This is a genomic window from Salegentibacter sediminis (assembly GCF_002078605.1).
Classification (GTDB): Bacteria; Bacteroidota; Bacteroidia; order Flavobacteriales; family Flavobacteriaceae; genus Salegentibacter; species Salegentibacter sediminis.
Window position 1 is genome coordinate 128,597 of the sequence record NZ_MSJR01000006.1, and the last position, 15,719, is coordinate 144,315.

Annotated in this window: 14 protein-coding genes; 2 read left to right on the forward strand and 12 right to left on the reverse strand. The window is 38.7% G+C overall.

Annotated features, from left to right (window positions below; translation table 11 throughout):
• Positions 1–16: 16 nt before the first annotated feature.
• The 7 genes from BUW93_RS10445 to BUW93_RS10475 all read right to left on the reverse strand — a co-directional run bounded on the left by BUW93_RS10445 (position 17) and on the right by BUW93_RS10475 (position 9,967).
• Positions 17–1,267 carry a dihydroorotase gene (locus BUW93_RS10445; protein ID WP_110688293.1) on the reverse strand — a complete coding sequence of 417 codons (1,251 nt, stop codon included), beginning with the start codon at positions 1,265–1,267 and terminating at the stop codon, positions 17–19.
• Entirely contained in the window at positions 1,264–3,174 is a 1,911-nt protein-coding gene (locus BUW93_RS10450; protein ID WP_081211645.1) for a BatA domain-containing protein, read from the reverse strand. The genes BUW93_RS10445 and BUW93_RS10450 overlap by 4 nt, the downstream gene beginning before the upstream one ends.
• A gap of 38 nt (positions 3,175–3,212) precedes the next feature.
• Positions 3,213–4,415 (reverse strand): sensor histidine kinase, encoded by a 1,203-nt coding sequence (locus BUW93_RS10455; protein ID WP_081211646.1) that lies wholly within the window; start codon positions 4,413–4,415, stop codon positions 3,213–3,215.
• 66 nt (positions 4,416–4,481) lie between these two features.
• Positions 4,482–5,717: a GAF domain-containing sensor histidine kinase gene (locus tag BUW93_RS10460; RefSeq protein ID WP_232778344.1), complete on the reverse strand. Its 1,236-nt coding sequence runs from the start codon at positions 5,715–5,717 to the stop codon at positions 4,482–4,484.
• A 307-nt stretch (positions 5,718–6,024) separates the two neighbouring features.
• Positions 6,025–6,789, reverse strand: coding sequence for a TIGR02757 family protein (locus BUW93_RS10465; protein WP_081211647.1), 765 nt, complete (start codon positions 6,787–6,789; stop codon positions 6,025–6,027).
• A 16-nt stretch (positions 6,790–6,805) separates the two neighbouring features.
• Positions 6,806–7,465, reverse strand: coding sequence for an ABC transporter ATP-binding protein (locus BUW93_RS10470; RefSeq protein ID WP_081211648.1), 660 nt, complete (start codon positions 7,463–7,465; stop codon positions 6,806–6,808).
• Between the two features lie 57 nt (positions 7,466–7,522).
• Positions 7,523–9,967: a DUF5916 domain-containing protein gene (locus BUW93_RS10475; protein WP_081211649.1), complete on the reverse strand. Its 2,445-nt coding sequence runs from the start codon at positions 9,965–9,967 to the stop codon at positions 7,523–7,525.
• A gap of 147 nt (positions 9,968–10,114) precedes the next feature.
• Between BUW93_RS10475 and msrA the strand changes: the two genes are divergently transcribed.
• Positions 10,115–10,666 (forward strand): peptide-methionine (S)-S-oxide reductase MsrA, encoded by a 552-nt coding sequence (msrA, locus tag BUW93_RS10480; protein WP_081211650.1) that lies wholly within the window; start codon positions 10,115–10,117, stop codon positions 10,664–10,666.
• A gap of 64 nt (positions 10,667–10,730) precedes the next feature.
• On the forward strand, positions 10,731–11,033 hold the full coding sequence (locus BUW93_RS10485) for a hypothetical protein (protein WP_081211651.1): 303 nt from the start codon (positions 10,731–10,733) through the stop codon (positions 11,031–11,033).
• A gap of 73 nt (positions 11,034–11,106) precedes the next feature.
• On the opposite strand, the gene BUW93_RS10490 is transcribed toward BUW93_RS10485, so the two are convergent.
• From BUW93_RS10490 to BUW93_RS10510, 5 genes are all read right to left on the reverse strand, one after another.
• Positions 11,107–13,395: a TonB-dependent receptor gene (locus tag BUW93_RS10490; RefSeq protein ID WP_081211652.1), complete on the reverse strand. Its 2,289-nt coding sequence runs from the start codon at positions 13,393–13,395 to the stop codon at positions 11,107–11,109.
• Between the two features lie 47 nt (positions 13,396–13,442).
• A complete protein-coding gene (locus BUW93_RS10495; RefSeq protein WP_157893313.1) occupies positions 13,443–13,757 on the reverse strand; it encodes a hypothetical protein in 315 nt (104 codons plus the stop codon).
• Between the two features lies 1 nt (position 13,758).
• Positions 13,759–14,064, reverse strand: coding sequence for a DUF6787 family protein (locus BUW93_RS10500; RefSeq protein WP_081211654.1), 306 nt, complete (start codon positions 14,062–14,064; stop codon positions 13,759–13,761).
• A 46-nt stretch (positions 14,065–14,110) separates the two neighbouring features.
• Positions 14,111–14,536, reverse strand: coding sequence for a DUF6146 family protein (locus BUW93_RS10505; protein ID WP_081211655.1), 426 nt, complete (start codon positions 14,534–14,536; stop codon positions 14,111–14,113).
• 190 nt (positions 14,537–14,726) lie between these two features.
• Entirely contained in the window at positions 14,727–15,680 is a 954-nt protein-coding gene (locus BUW93_RS10510; RefSeq protein WP_081211656.1) for a D-2-hydroxyacid dehydrogenase, read from the reverse strand.
• Positions 15,681–15,719: the final 39 nt, after the last annotated feature.

Genomic DNA, 15,719 nt, shown 5'->3' on the forward strand with positions numbered 1-15,719 from the left:
TAAAATCTTAATTTCTTTAGACGCTAAGACTCCCATTTTTGGTGACGATTCCTAAAGCTCTTCCCTTCAATTTGTGGTCAAGGAAAATACTGTTTTTAGAGGTTGAAAAGATATGATCCACACCGAAAACAGATTCCTTTTTTACCTCAAAAAGACTTAGATTAGCGGGATTTCCTTCAGTGATACTAATATCCTTAATTTTAAACCTTTCTTTTCCACGGGTAAGGAATTCCACGCTTTCTTCAGGTGTAAAAATCGTATTCAATGCTCCAAAGGCAGATTCCAAACCAATACTGCCATAGAGTGCATTGTCAAACTCCACTTTTTTATGTTCGGTATCTATTGGGGTATGGTCGCTTGTAACCATATCTATAGTTCCGTCTTTTAGGCCTTTTATAAGAGCTTTTACGTCTTTTTTAGTGCGAAGCGGTGGTAATAGTTTTGCGTTGGTATTAAATTCATTTAAAAGCTCGTCTGTTAATATAAGGTTGTGAATGGCAACGCTGCAGCTTACATCCAATCCTTTCTTTTTAGCCTCTTTTATTAGCTTTACAGATTTTTCTGTAGAGATAGTTGGAATATGCAATTTCCCACCGGTATATTCCAACAAATACAGATCGCGGGCGATTTGTAATTCTTCAGCCAGGCCTGGAATTCCTTTTAATCCCAGCATGGTACTTTGGTAGTGCTCATTTACCATCCCATTTCCGGCAATTCGATTTTCCTGCGGAAAAGATTGTATTAATGCATCAAAATTCTGGGCATATTGGAGCGCCAGCTTCAGTAAATTTGGATTACCTACAGGTTTTTTGTAGTCCCCGAAAGCAATAGCACCTGCCTGTTGCATATCAAAGAGCTCTGCAAGGTCTACGCCCTGGCTTTTTACAGTTAAAGCCCCAACCGGATGTAAGCTTACCTGATGTGTCCTTGCTTTAGATAAAACCGAAGTAATCGAGCCATTATTATCTAAAACCGGAGAAGTATTGGGATTTAATGCTATAGTGGTAAACCCGCTTTTGGCAGCGGTATCGAGGCCGTTGACTATAGTTTCCCGTTCTTCAAATCCCGGTTCGCCAAAACTTACACTTGAATCGAACCAGCCCCTGGAAACATGCAAATCATTAAAAGAGATATTCTGCCTGGCTTTGGTTTTAATACCAGGGGCAATCTTCGTTATAATTCCGTTTTCTATTAAAATGTCAACGGTTTTCTTATGGAACTCGGACTGACGGTCCAGGATGGTGGCCGATTTAATGAGTAGTTTCATTTGAGGTATTTTAAAAGGAGCATTTCTGCGGTTAAAAAAATCAGTGCTAAAATAACAAACCATTTCCAAAGCGCCTTGCTTTGAGTTGCGCTTCGTACATTATTAAAATATTCTGAAACCGAATTGTACACTTCTGCATTTTTAAAGTCATCGCTGGAAAGAGCGCCACTTTCTTTGCGGGAATAGTTATAACTAATGTTTCCCGTTTCTTCGTCTCTATAGATTATGCTGAAATTTCCGGCGCTTGCCGGAAGCTCTTCGGTATTAAGCTGAATCTTTCCTGCCAAAGCATGTTGAGCTGGAATAAAGTTTTCTGTTTCAGAGATGAGGCTTATCACCTCGTCGCCGCTGTTTTCTACAGGTATTTCTATTTGGTTAGCGCGTTTTATCTGGTAATATATTTGCGGTAGGGCCAGCGCAGTGCGACCCAGGTTATAGAAAACCGGTACTATAAGCGGAGCGTTTTTAAAATTAGAATTTTCACTGTTTATTGGAGCGGCAAACAGGTAAATATTTTCCTTTTCACTTAAAAAAGCTGAATTATCCTGAAAGCCAAGGATCATATTTCCTCCCGCTAAGCTGTAATAGCGCTGAACATAGGGATAATCAAAATTTGCGACTTCCTCCTCAAAGACGCCATTTAAAAGCGGGTGTTCAAAAGCGATATTTGTAATTAATTGTTCCTGTGATACCAGATTATTATAGCCGGATGCCTCCAGGCCTTTAAGAAAAGAATTAATAGCTGTATTTTCTTCTGAAGGAATTATGACTATCGTTTTACCCTCCTTATAAATCTTCTCCAGGGAAATCCTTAAAGATGCTGGGATTTCCTCCAGTTCATTCAGAATAATAAAAGAAGCTTTTGAGAGCAAATTGTAATCAATAGTTTCCGAAGTGAAATTATAAAATTCAAATTCGGGTTCCGTGAAAATCCGGTTCAAAAACCCGGCCTGGCTTATTTCGTTTGAAATGGCAACTCCGGTTATTTTTTGGGGAGGATTGATACTAAAATATAATTTGTTATCATATTGTAATCCACTATCCTCAATCTCCAACCGGCCGGAGGAAAATTGACTATTTTCCAGTGTTAAACTGCCTTCCAGGCGTTTCTCTTTCTCAAAATTAAAGGTTTTTCTGGCCAGTAATTCTTCAGCATTAAAAGCACTCAGCGTGATTTGTTCAGAATTTTCTTTGTTGCTTTCCAGGATGAAATTAAGCTGTAAAAACTCAGGGTCGCGCTCTGCGATATAAAGGCTGTCCAGATTGAAGTTGATTTTATTTTCCGGTTTCAAAGGTACCAGATGGTAGCTGGTACTCTCTTCAAGGTTTTCAGGGAATTTCATTTCTTGCTGAAAATCTGAAAGTATAATTACTTCCGTAGGAATATTTTTTTCAGAAACTTGAGAGGTTTTTAACTCTATAGCCTGAAAGTCCAGGGAGTTTGCAGAATAGCCGGTTTGTTCAAGCCTGGTTTTTAAGTCTTCAGCATTTAGGTTTTTATATTCTTCATCATTGGTGAGGAGATGAAAATTCCCTTCATCAGGAATATTTTTTAAAAGGTCTTGTATAGCGGTGTTCAGGAGTTCGCCAGATTCACCGATGGCCTGCATACTAAAGGAATTATCCAGGTAGATCACTTTTTCTGAATTTGCTCTGTTTTGCTCTCTGGCCGGGAGGTAGGGTTGAGCGAAGGCAAGGATAATACATCCCAGGCTCATCACCCTGGTGAACAGTACCAACCATTTTTTAAGGCGGGAGCTTTTTCGGGTTTCCCGGGAAATCTTTTTTAGAAACTTTACGTTTGTAAAATCCTCTTTTTGGTATTTGCGAAGTTGGAAAAGGTGAACAAGCAGCGGAATGAGCAGAAATACAAGGGCGAAAAGGACTTCCGGCTGTTTAAAATGCATGCTGACTTAAATGTTTTTCAAATATAGGAAATGAAATCCTAAAGCCTCTTAATCCTGAATTTAAAATTACTACCCACTCCGGGAGTAGAATGTACCTCTATTTGTCCGTGCATATTTTCTATATGTTTCTTAACGGTAGCCAGGCCAATTCCGCTACCAGGATTGCCATAACGATCGTTTACATCTAAAGTGGCAAAAAGTTCAAAAGCTTTATCAACCTTTTCGGGGGGGATCCCATTTCCGTTGTCTTCAACTTCAAAATAATAATAAGAATTATTTTCCCTAAACCGAATATTCACTTTTCGTTGCTCTTTATCGTTATATTTTAAGGAATTGCTTAAGAGGTTCATAAAAACCTGGGTAAGCGCCGCTTTATTTATATTTTGAAGTTTCCCCGTTTTGGGATAATTGATTTCAATATCATCTGAAATATTATAAAGATCTACTACAGGTTTTAATAGCTCCGGAAGGTCCACATCCTCGTAATCTTTTTCCAGAATATGATCGCTGCGGTAAAAATTTAGAATTCCATCAACATAATTCCGAAGGGAATAGGAAGAGTCTACTAAAAAATTCAGGTAATCTTTTGTTTGATCATCCAGTTTATCCTCATTTTCCTCTTTCAGGAGTTCTGTTAAGGAAATAATATTGGCAAGCGGCGATTTTATATCGTGCGAAACAAGGCTTGCAAATTTTTCAAGCTCCCGGTACTTTTGTTTTAAAGAGCGTTGTACGTGATGCAATTTATAAGTTTGCTTTCGGGCTTCGAAAAGATTCATGCTCTGGTTGGCTAAAGCTTCCAGGGATTTAAGCTGATTTGGTTTCAGGGTTCTGGGTTTTACATCAAAAACACCAAAGACAGCAATGGCGTGCCCTTGTGAATTTACCAGGGGTACCCCGGCAAAAAACTGATATTCCCGATCATAAAGACCCTTAGCCTTTTCGAAGACTTCAGGATGTTCTGGTTTGTTTAGAATAAGATTTCTTTCTCCTGATTGTATGCAGAGTTCGCAAAAGGAATTTTGGCGTGGAATAGAGGAGAGTTCTGTGCCATAGGCCGATTTACTCCATACTTCCTTCTTTCCGATAATGCTAATTTTGGCGACTGGAACTTTACAAATTTCGGCAGCAAGATAGGTTAATTGATCATAATCCCTGTCTTGTCCTGATTTGAAAATCGCATATTGAGCCAGAGCAGTACGGCGCAATTTTTCGTTAACTGACACTTTTTTTTGTTCCATACTCCGGAATGTGACTCCTATAATATATTAAAATTTAAGCAACTAAATAAATTTAATTCCTGCTGTTTAAAAGTTGCGTTTTGCCGAAAAACTGAATTGTGTGCCCCGCCCAGGTTCGGAGTTTATTTTTATATTTCCTCCAAGTTTTTTAACCAGTCTCTTTACCGTAGATAGACCAATGCCATTCCCTTTATTACCTTTCCTGTCGGTAACGGCTAAAGTTGTGAAAATTTGAAATATTTCTTCCTGTTTGTCTTGTGGGATTCCAATTCCATTATCAGATATACTGAAATAATAAAAGTTGGGAGTTTGTCTGAAATCGATGTCTATAACGATTTTCTCGTTTTTATTATATTTCAAACTATTGCTTATAAGATTCAGGAAAATCTGTTCAAGAGCAGCACGATTTGATTGGATGATGATATTCTCATTGGGGAGGTTTATATCTACATTATCGGTAATATTAAAAAGATCAATGATTTCTTCCAGCATATGGTGCAGATCAAATTTCTGGTTTTTAAAATCTGTGGTATCATTGCTTTCATAATGGTTTAACAAGCTATTGATGTAATCGCTTAAATTTAATCCTGCATTCTTTAAATTTTTAAGATATTTCAGGCCCTCATTTCCAAGTTGGTCCCCGTATTTAGCCTTTAAAATGTCGGCGGTAATAATCATATTGGCTAAGGGCATTTTCATATCATGAGAGACCACGCCGGCAAAATCTTTTAAAGCATTATTATGTTCCTTCAGCTCTTTCTTTATCTGTTCAAGATGCTTGTTTTTTCGTCTTAGTTCGAATAAAACCTCCACATGTTTGGCCAGTGCTTTTAGAGCGATCTTTTGCTCTTTATCAAGTTTATTGGGTTTATTATCAATTACGCATAAGGTTCCCAGCGCGAAACCATGATGATCTACCAGAGGCATACCCGCATAAAAATGAACCGGGTTGTTTTCATCAAGAGTAAAAGGATTGTCCTTAAAACGTTCATCCAGGCGGGTGTCATTAATAACCATTAATTGTTTTGGCTTAAGAATGGCGTGGGCGCAAAAGGAAATTTCCCTATCTGAACCACATATTTCAGTACCATACCTGGATTTAAAATATTGTTCTTTCTCTCCAATCAATGATATTAGGGATACGGGAGTTTTACAAATGAAACTAGCGAGCTTGGTGATGTTATCGAATTCGGCTTCAGGAGGGGTATTAAAAATTCCGGCTTCTTCCAGAGAAGCTAATCTTTCTAGCTCGTTTCTCGGTATCGCTGGTTTAATCATCTGTTTAGTTCCTGCCTTTATCATAAGGATAATAATTAACCTAAATTAACAAAAATTTTTGACATTTGTTAAAATAAGATTAAATTATTTTTCGCCTGTTTTTTTGGATAGAGAATAGTAAAATTAAAGTCAATGTTGATAAGGAAGCTTCAACTCTAAGGATAGTTTTTAAACCTGGGGTTTAATAATTCTGTATACTCTTAAAAATCTGGTTATTAAAAGTGATTAGCAAAAATAGGGATAGAGGAAGAAAAAAATTACTTTACAAAATAAAACTTGTATGCTGGACCGGAAGGAATTATTTCTGCCGTATCTGGGTATGCTAAATTTGTTAAAGCTTTTCATTTGCTCCAATCCCAAATAATGCGAAATCATATTTCACAGGGTCGAGAGGGTCCATTTTCCGTAGGGAATTATCGAGTTCGGTGAGGGCTTTTGCATCGTTAGCCGTACGTGTGAGGAGTTTTAATTTACGGGCTACGTTGCCGGAATGAACATCCAGTGGGCAACTTAATTGTTGAGGCCGCAGGCTATCCCAGATCCCGAAGTCAACGCCGGAAGGGTCTTTTCTAACCATCCACCTTAAATACATATTAATGCGTTTTGCTGCTGAATTCTTTTTTGGGTCGCTCACATGTTTTTCAGTCCGGAAGGCGTGGGGAAGTTCAAAGAAAATATTCTTAAAATGATGGATCGCCGGTTGGAGCGACCTTTCTTCAGCGTAGATATTGAAGATCTTTTCTATTCCTTCGTGGTTTAAATAAATATTTTTAAGGGCCTGAATAAAATACTGAAGATCGATTCCCTGAAAGGTTCGGTGAACGAAATTTTCCAGTTTATCGATATCGGAGGGGGAGTGGTTTATTACAAAATCATGGGGGGACCAGTCCAGCAATTCCATCATTCTGTTGGCGTTCTTGAGAATGCTTTTTCTGTTTCCCCAGGCAATGGTGGCCGTGAGAAAACCTGCAATTTCAATATCTTCTTTTTTGCTAAACTGATGCGGAATCTGAATAGGATCGGTTTCAATAAAATGAATGGTATTATATTGTTCAACCTTAAAGTCAAGAAAAGATTTTAACTCGCGTTTATTCAAAATTCAGAAATATTATTTATTTAATTTCTCCGTCTACCATAGTGAGTTTACGGTCTGCCATATCGGCCAGTTCCTCATTATGGGTTACGATAACAAACGTTTGCTGAAATTCATCCCTAAGTCTGAAAAACAATCTATGTAGATTTTCTGCAGATTCACTATCGAGATTTCCAGAAGGTTCATCAGCAAAGATAATGGCTGGATTATTTACAAGGGCCCTTGCCACCGCGATGCGTTGTTGTTCCCCGCCGCTTAATTCCGAGGGTTTATGGTTTGCCCGGTTTTCGAGCCCTAAAAATCCAAGGAGTTCGTGGGCGCGTTTTTCGGCTTCGGCTTTTGATTTATTTTGAATAAAAGCGGGAATGCATATATTTTCCAGCGCGGTGAATTCGGGAAGCAATTGGTGGAACTGGAAGATAAATCCAATATGTTTATTTCTGAATTTGGATAGTTCTCTGGAAGAAAGTCTGTAGATATCGGTCCCGTTTATTCGTAACTCTGAAGCTTTGTTTTTTTCAGGCTTATCCAGGGTGCCTAAAATCTGAAGGAGGGTGGTCTTTCCAGCCCCTGATGCACCCACTATAGAAACAATTTCGCTGCGTTGAATGTGCAAATTCACCCCTTTTAAAACGTGGAGATCACCGTAATATTTATGAATGTTTTTGGCAAGTATCATATTTTATCTGGACTATTAAAAATGGAAAAATACCCAAATTACACAGAATCCCCAAGATTAGCTCTCAAAGATGTTATAAAGATTGTTGTAATCAATAAAGTAAACCACACGCAGACTCAAAACCTGTTTTATAGGTTGATCGAATAAGTTTTCAAGGCTGTAACGGTAATTCAAAAGGCTTAATTTATCCTGGTTAAATATGGAATTTCTATAAAGTAGGATCGCCTGGCTTCCCGGTGCAAATTGCCAGCTATAGCTCAGGTCAAGATTCCAAATATTAAAATTTCGGTTTGGGTTGTTGTTTTGATGAATCTGATATGAATTCGGATTTAAAGCCCCATCCTCCTGGAGTACAGAATAGCCCTCTTCCATGAAATGGGCTGTTGACCAGAAATTTCTAAAACTTAAATTCAAGGCTTGCCTGGTATTAAAATTATAGCTGGCTTTAAGCGAGTTTTCGATACTTTCCATATCCCTTTTTCCAAATATGATATCTGTGTCTGAAAAATCTACAAAACTTTGCCTGTTTTTCTCGATGGAATAATTAAAGGAATATACTACATCAAACTTATCTGAAAATCTTACCCGCGGACTTAAGCGAAGTCTATATTCCTCCTGAGGGGAATTAAAGTATTTTCCATAACGAAGACGAATATCATAGGCAAAAGTCTTTCTGTAATCTGAGGATACCCAGGCTTCGCTAAAAATACTACGATTGTAGGTCACATACATGCCTTCCTTGCGAGGTTCGAAGAAATCACGAAATTTAGAGTTCACATCCAGGTTTCCACCAAAAGCAAAACGCTCCCTGGTCATGGCAAAAAAGCCTCCGCCAACCCCAGTATTCACCGCCATGTCGGGACGATACCTGCGCTGGTGATTTCCGTAAACCTCAATTCTGTAACGGTTAAATCGTTCGGTGGGTTCAAAGATTTGGTAAGATGTGCTCCAGAAAAAATTATTGTAATTATTAATAAAGTTTATCCCCAGATCATTAATATCATAGGTTCGGTTCGCAAACCTGTGACTAATACCATAACGGAAATTACCTTTTGTTCGGTTTACCGAAAACTCTGAAGCAAAACCGGCCAGGGTGTTGTTGGGAATATTTACCTGGCTCATTTTTGCTTCACCAGCAAAATTATATGAATTGGCTTTATTGTAGACATCAAATAATAATCCCGTAACATTACCATCCCTGTAATTTCCCTCGCGGGTGACGTTGGTGTTTATTAAGCTAATAGAAGAATTTTGGTTAAACTGCTGGTCGAGCACCAGAATATTGTAATTCGCAAATGGCTCGGTGGTTCTGGTTCGCGTGGCCCCGGTAACCGTATCCCTGAAGATGGCTTTCATTTCACTGGTAATGGCGTTAAAAAATCCGATGCCGAGGTTATCTTCAGTTCGGCCTGATATTTTAAAAGCATTTAAAAGATCTGAGCGTTCGGGGTTTTCATCTATTACTTCATTTGGTCTAAGATATGCTGAAGCTGACCTATACCCGGTTGGGGCATCGCCCACTCTTCTGGAATAGAATAAATCTCCTTTGGTGAAAAGTTCGGTGCCCTCGGTAAAGAAGGCGCGGTTTTCGCCGAACTGCTGTTCAAAGGGAGTAAGGTTCAATTCCACATCATCAAAGGCCGCCTGCCCGAAATCAGGGACAAGGGTGACATCCAGGGTGAAGGCATCATTTATTCCGTATTTCACGTCTAAACCGGCACTAAAGGCATTTTTGGTGCGATCGTCATATCGATGGACTTCGGCTGAAGTATAGGGGTAAAGGCTAAGCCTAATTGGAGGATCAATATTCTCAATTCCCTTTAATAATCCCGTATACTGACTTATTTTTCCCACCGACTTATCGATATAATTCCAGCTATAGGTTTCGTTGCGATGAGTGATTTTTCTGGTGAATTGAATGGCCCAGGACTGTACCTCCTTTTTGGGAAACCTCAGTGCGGAATAGGGGATCCTAATTTCGGCATACCATCCCGTATTATCGTGTAAAACCTCCGCTTCCCACACGGTATTAAAAGTATAATCTTCATTATCTCCATTAGCTTTTCCATCTATTATTGCCCCGGAAGTAGTGACGATAAACCGCGTTTGATTTTCGCCATCATCGTAAGGGTTTATATCTACCAGGAAAAACTCCGATAGTCCAACGTTATCTCTTTGGGTGAATTGTTTTACGGTTTTTTCAGGGTCTCCAGAGCGCATATAGGCAGCTATATAGATTGCTTCATCATTATAGGCAACTTTCACATCGGTGGCGTAGGCTTGAGGAATGGGATCGCCATCGCCGGGTTCGAACATTAGAAAATTTGAAGCTACGGGTAAAGATTGATAGATTTTCTCATCAAGATTTCCATCTATTTTAGGAGCCTTGCCTATTCGGGTGATCTCATAAGTTTTACGGTCTTTTAAATCAAGCTCTATCGATTGAGGGTAAAAATCTGGAATAAAAAGGATAAAAAACAGAAGGAAAAAACGAATGGGCATCAATAGTTACTATTAGAAGATAAATGACTTTAAGTATTCTTACGTCTTAAGTAAGGCTTTACAAAATTAGCCAAATTCTCGTTAATTCGGGTTAAATTCCCTGGCTTATAAAGCTTATTGTACTGGCATTATATATATTTATAAAATATGGTACAAAAAAGTTTAGAAACCGCTACCCTTGCCGGGGGTTGCTTCTGGTGTACAGAAGCAGTTTTTCAGCGGATAAAAGGCGTAGAAAGTGTAATACCTGGTTTTACCGGCGGAAATATTAAAAACCCTGCATACAGGGAAATCATTACGGGTAGGACAGGTCATGCTGAAGCTATACAGATAAGTTTTGATCCTGAAAAGGTAAGTTTTAAGGAGTTATTATTAATTTTCTTTGGCACTCATGATCCTACTACCTTAAACAGGCAACAAAATGATGTGGGTACTCAATACAGAAGTGCCGTCTTTTATCATTCCGAAGAACAGAAAAAGACCGCTGTTGAAGTCATTAAGGAATTGGAGGATGAAAAAGTCTTTCAGGATAAAATAGTTACCGAAATATCCTCTGCTACCAATTTCTACCAGGCTGAGGAGGAACATAAAGATTATTACAACCTACACAGGCAGCAGCCATATTGCCAGTATATAATAGATCCGAAGATTGAAAAATTGAGTAAATCCTTTGCAGATAAGCTTAAAACCTCAAATTAAGCCTTAAAACCTGCTATGGCTAAAAGTGGCACTTTTATTGCCTTAATTATAAAAACTGATATAAATGGATAAATTGAAAAATAAATTACTTGTAAAGGGCCTTGCATATGATGTGGTTGGTATGACTACCATGGCTATTCCAGTTATAGGTCCGTTTTTAGATATTTTATGGGCACCATATGCGGCTAAAACCCTTCAGAAAATGTATCCCGGAAAGAAAGGTAAGCTGGCTTCGGCTGTTTTGTTTATTGAGGAGATATTGCCGGGGACAGATATTATTCCAACTTTCACGCTAATGTGGTTATATACCTATGTATGGAATAAGGATAAACCGGGAGAGTTACGTCCAATAAAAGTGAGATCTTAGATTAAACAAATTAAATTATACAAAAACAGTCGGGTAATTCCCGACTGCTTTTTTTATATACCCCGAGGATTATCTAAAGAAACCAATTAAGCGCAACAGAAATGTTTCTGCCAATATTCGCAATATTATCGGGCTTTAAGCGGGATAAATGCGAGATATAGGTTTTATTGAAAAGATTGTTCCCGTTAATGGTGAATTGCAGGTCTGAGCCATTAAGATCAAAGGTGCCTCCAAAACCGGCTCCCAGCAAACTATAACCGCCAGTACGGGTTTCAAAGGGGCTCACCCTGTTTTGATCGAAGACATTTTCTAATCTTAAAAAAGCATATTTTTTCTTCACTATCTCTCCCTCCAATTCTATCCTAAAGGTGTTGGTGAGGGAGTTTGCAGGAATTAAAGGCAGGTTTTGACCATCTTCCAATTCTCCGTGAACCATTTCGAAACCTGTTTCCCAGTGCAACCAGTCTAAGGGGTGGGGATGGATATGAGCACCAATTTCACTTCCATACATACTGGCATTATTTTGCGTGTATTGAAATACCAGGTCATTATCAATCATTTCCCCTGTAGGATTTAAATAGATATAATCTTTAATGGTGTTGTGAAACAAATTTACATAAGTTTCAAAATGCTCATTTCTATATTCCACAGAAAGATCTATCTGGAAGTTTTGCTCATTATCCAGGCTCGAATCACCAATTTCATACCTGTTGGCTCCGTGATGAGCACCGTTAGAAGTGAGTTCAGCCAGGTTGGGAGCTCTAAAACCACTGGCTAGATTTAACCTGGCATTAATGCTTTCAGAAAAATCATATTTAGCACCTATGGCTCCATTTATACTATTAAAATCGCGATTAAGGGCAGGGATAAATTCCTCCTCGTGGCCGGGGTCTAATTCCTCCTCTTCATGTTCATGGTGTCCAAATTCTTCACTGTCAAGATTTCGGAAATCATAACGCAATCCACCCTGGAAATCCCATTTCTCAAGGTGAAGGTGGGTGGTTACAAAAATTCCAATATCGGTAGTTGTCGCTTCCGGAATTAAGATCTCTTCCCCTAAATTCGTATTTGTCTGGTACATTCCTTGAATACCAGCAATTGTTTCAAACTTGCCAAATCGCGGAAAATTATATTTAAGGTTATAATTGAGAGTCTCCAAATGCATTTCTAGCGCGGGGTGTTCCCCTACATTATCTTCCTCTTCCTCGTGGATCTCTTCCTCTTCTTCATGAGCGTGCTCATCTTCATATTCCCGCCTGTTGTTAAACTGATAGCCCACTTTAAAATCAAGACTTGAGTTTTTAAAGTATAGCTTATTATCCAGGCTCAGGATATGATTATCGATCTCCTGGTAGGGCAACAATGGATCTTTATCTGTATTTTGAAGACCCATCTCTTCGGGAATCCCAATATTAGAACGGTTGTAGTTATAGCGTAGGGCCCCTTTATATTTCTGATCCTGGTAACCGATACCGGCTTTAAAATCCTTTTCGTTGAAACGCGTATTTGTAACCCTTTCTCCGTCCCCGGTTTCATAGTCGCTATGTGCGGCATAACTACCTCGAGCAATAAATTTTAATTTTTCTCCTGAAGTTGCTGCCATAGCACTCCCTTGATAGCCTTGTGTATTACTGAAATAATTTGTTTCTATTTCGGCTTTTGAAGCATTGGTAGAAGCAAAAGCCTCGGGATTAAGATATAGCACTCCTCCAATTGCATCGCTACCGTAGAGTAGGGAAGCAGGGCCTTTAATTACTTCAACACTCTCAATTCCCTTTGAGCTAATCCCCAGGCCATGCTCGTCGCCATATTGCTGGTTTTCCAGTCTAACGCCCTGGGTATATACTAAAACCCTGTTTGAGCTTAAACCCCGAATTACGGGTTTGCCTATACCTAAACCGGTGGTAAGACTCTCAACCCCTTCTATTTGTGAAATTCCATCTGTAAGCGTAATAGCTCCTTTACGTGTTAAGGTGGAAACATTCTCCCGGGCAACCCGCATTACATTATCGCTTTGTAATTGATGAAACGGCGTAGAAATTATAACCTCTTCCATCTCTATTGCTGAAGGTTTCAGGCTTAAGTCAAAGCCTGCGGAAGAAGGGATACTAATTTCTCCTGAAAAAGTGCTGAAACCAATTGAGGAAATTACAATTTTATGATTTCCGGTGGGAAGGTTTTTGAACATAAACTTGCCATCCAAATCGGTTAATTCGCCCTTCTCAAGGCCGGGAAGGTAAACAGTGGCGCCAATAACAGGTTCGCCATTAACAAGATTTTTAACAGTACCCTGTAGATTATTTTGAGCATATATAAACGAATTTACTGCCAAAAACAGCAAAAATAAAATTTTGGTTTTCATACGAAATTTTTAAAATGATTTTGATAACTAATTGTGCTTAAGGTGTATCAGGCGAGGGGAGGGCCTCTTAACTCAAAAGGCAGCTTTATATAATCACTTAAAAATTGGTAGTAATCGGGAAGTTCCCGTTTTTCAGGAACGGGTATTTCAGGGATAAACTCAAAAAATGTAATACTTAATGCAGAATTCTTTTGGAACTGGTGTAATTCACATTCCAGATTTTCCACATGAAAGTGTTCTTCAGCATAATGTTCACATATTTCATGCCCGTGCCCACTGAAGATATGGGCAAAGTTCACAGCGGTAGGAATCAAAATAATGATAGCTGTAAATAGAAGAAATATATTTTTTAAAAGGTTCAATTTAATTATGAAAAATTTTCGCAAAGCCTAAACGGCTAAGCATTTTCTTTTCAAAGGCCCAGAAAAATTCGAATTGGCCAAAGAGCCAACCAAAACCAACCAGCAAGATTTGGTAAATAGGGAATATAAGTAATATTCTTACCCCCCAATAAATAGCCCAGGGAGTTGTTTCTGAAGATAAACCTATAAAATCGGTGACAGGACCGGCCAGTTTAGTGGCGCTTGATCCTGTAATGGCAAAGACAATAAAGATGATTAGAATCTGCCAATTGGAATTAATTCCCCAACGCTTTTTTAATTTATTCATGGGACAAATATATTAAAAGCTTTAATACTATTAAACTCAACAAAAATTAAATGCGGGTGGGTATTGAAAAGCGTTGATTATACTGCCTACTAAAATAAACGAAATAGTTGTACAGGAGGTAATTCACTTCATAACCATAATCAATATTACTGTCGTAATTGATTTCCTGAAGATAAAGGTTTGAGTTATACCGCTGCGGATTCCTTGCTCGCTGATTGTATTCCTGTACCAGGAATCGGTTTTTGTTTTCCAGGTAAGTCTGGGAATAATAGCCTTCCGGTTTAGCTATACTATTAATAAAAAGATTAAAACCGGGTTCTATAATAATAATCTCATATTCCAGACTATCATTAGCTATGCGTACGGTATCATTTTCGGCGTTTGCTATCCTATCTGATCTTAAGTTGCGGTCCTGGCTACCGCAACTGTAGATCATTAAGCCTAAAATGAATATGTAAAAAAAGTTTTTCATGGTAAGATTTTATTTTCTCTAACCTTTTTTCTGAGGAGTAAATCATCTGTTTTAGAAATTAGAGTTTCTCCTATATGGTTATTTAAAAGAAATCAACATAACTGCCCCAGGAAAAAGTTTTAAATGCACTTTAAACTTAAAGATAATTTTCCGCTATTTACGTTAAAGCTTTATTATAAATTCAAAAGCACTAAGGTTTATACTTATTAATAATCTCGGTTGCCAATTCCATTCCAATCCTTTCCTGGGCTTCAATCGTAGCGGCACCAATATGCGGACTAAGGGAAACTTTTTCATTCATAAGCAGCTTTATGGCGGGTTTCGGTTCATCCTTAAAGGTGTCCAGCCCCGCAAAAGCCACTTTTCCGGTTTCAATAGCTTCGAGTAGGGCCTCTTCATCTATTACCCCGCCACGTGCGGTATTTATAATGCCAACTCCATTTTTCATGGATTCCAGTTCTGCTTTTCCAATTATGGGTTTTTCCTGGGCCGGTACGTGAAGGCTTATAAAATCTGAATGTTTAATAAGTTCTTCCACGGGTTCGGTTTTAATTGGAATTTTTATGCTTTGGTGGTTATAAAATTCCAGTTCTATAGTTGCTTCCCCTACCTCTTTGTCGCTGGCAATAACCTTCATGCCTACTCCGAGGGCGAGTTTAGCTACTGCCCGGCCAATTCTTCCAAAACCAATAATACCCAGGGTTCTTCCTCTTAATTCGTAGCCCCCGGAATAAGATTTTTTAAGTTCAGAAAACATTGTATCTCCTTCTAGAGGCATATTTCGGTTAGCATTATAGAGCTGTCTTACTCCGCTAAATAAATGAGCGAAGGTGAGTTCTGCCACCGATGATGCTGAGGCTGCGGGTGTATTAAAAACATGTAAACCTTTGGACCTGGCATATTCCACGTCTATATTATCCATTCCAACCCCCCCGCGGCCAATGAATTTAAGATTAGGACAGGCGTCTATGAGGGGTTTCTTGATTTTAGTATTGCTGCGCACCAGGATACCCTCAATGTTGTTTTGCTTGATATAATTCTCTAATTGGTCCTGAGCTACCTTTACTGAGATCAGGTCAAATCCTGCTTTCTCAAGGGCTTGGGCTCCACTTTGCGATATGCCATCATTGGCCAGTATTTTCATATAGATTCTTTTTGTGAATTTTATTGATTTTTAATGTTG

What these genes read in the sequence shown, in the direction of transcription:
- BUW93_RS10475 (WP_081211649.1), bottom strand. Translation starts at nt 9,967, where the DNA reads ATGCCCATTCGTTTTTTCCTTCTGTTTTTTATCCTTTTTATTCCAGAT.
- BUW93_RS10505 (WP_081211655.1), bottom strand. Translation starts at nt 14,536, where the DNA reads ATGAAAAACTTTTTTTACATATTCATTTTAGGCTTAATGATCTACAGT.
- msrA (WP_081211650.1), top strand. Translation starts at nt 10,115, where the DNA reads ATGGTACAAAAAAGTTTAGAAACCGCTACCCTTGCCGGGGGTTGCTTC.
- BUW93_RS10455 (WP_081211646.1), bottom strand. Translation starts at nt 4,415, where the DNA reads ATGGAACAAAAAAAAGTGTCAGTTAACGAAAAATTGCGCCGTACTGCT.
- BUW93_RS10510 (WP_081211656.1), bottom strand. Translation starts at nt 15,680, where the DNA reads ATGAAAATACTGGCCAATGATGGCATATCGCAAAGTGGAGCCCAAGCC.
- BUW93_RS10445 (WP_110688293.1), bottom strand. Translation starts at nt 1,267, where the DNA reads ATGAAACTACTCATTAAATCGGCCACCATCCTGGACCGTCAGTCCGAG.
- BUW93_RS10470 (WP_081211648.1), bottom strand. Translation starts at nt 7,465, where the DNA reads ATGATACTTGCCAAAAACATTCATAAATATTACGGTGATCTCCACGTT.
- BUW93_RS10460 (WP_232778344.1), bottom strand. Translation starts at nt 5,717, where the DNA reads ATGATAAAGGCAGGAACTAAACAGATGATTAAACCAGCGATACCGAGA.
- BUW93_RS10450 (WP_081211645.1), bottom strand. Translation starts at nt 3,174, where the DNA reads ATGCATTTTAAACAGCCGGAAGTCCTTTTCGCCCTTGTATTTCTGCTC.
- BUW93_RS10490 (WP_081211652.1), bottom strand. Translation starts at nt 13,395, where the DNA reads ATGAAAACCAAAATTTTATTTTTGCTGTTTTTGGCAGTAAATTCGTTT.
- BUW93_RS10500 (WP_081211654.1), bottom strand. Translation starts at nt 14,064, where the DNA reads ATGAATAAATTAAAAAAGCGTTGGGGAATTAATTCCAATTGGCAGATT.
- BUW93_RS10485 (WP_081211651.1), top strand. Translation starts at nt 10,731, where the DNA reads ATGGATAAATTGAAAAATAAATTACTTGTAAAGGGCCTTGCATATGAT.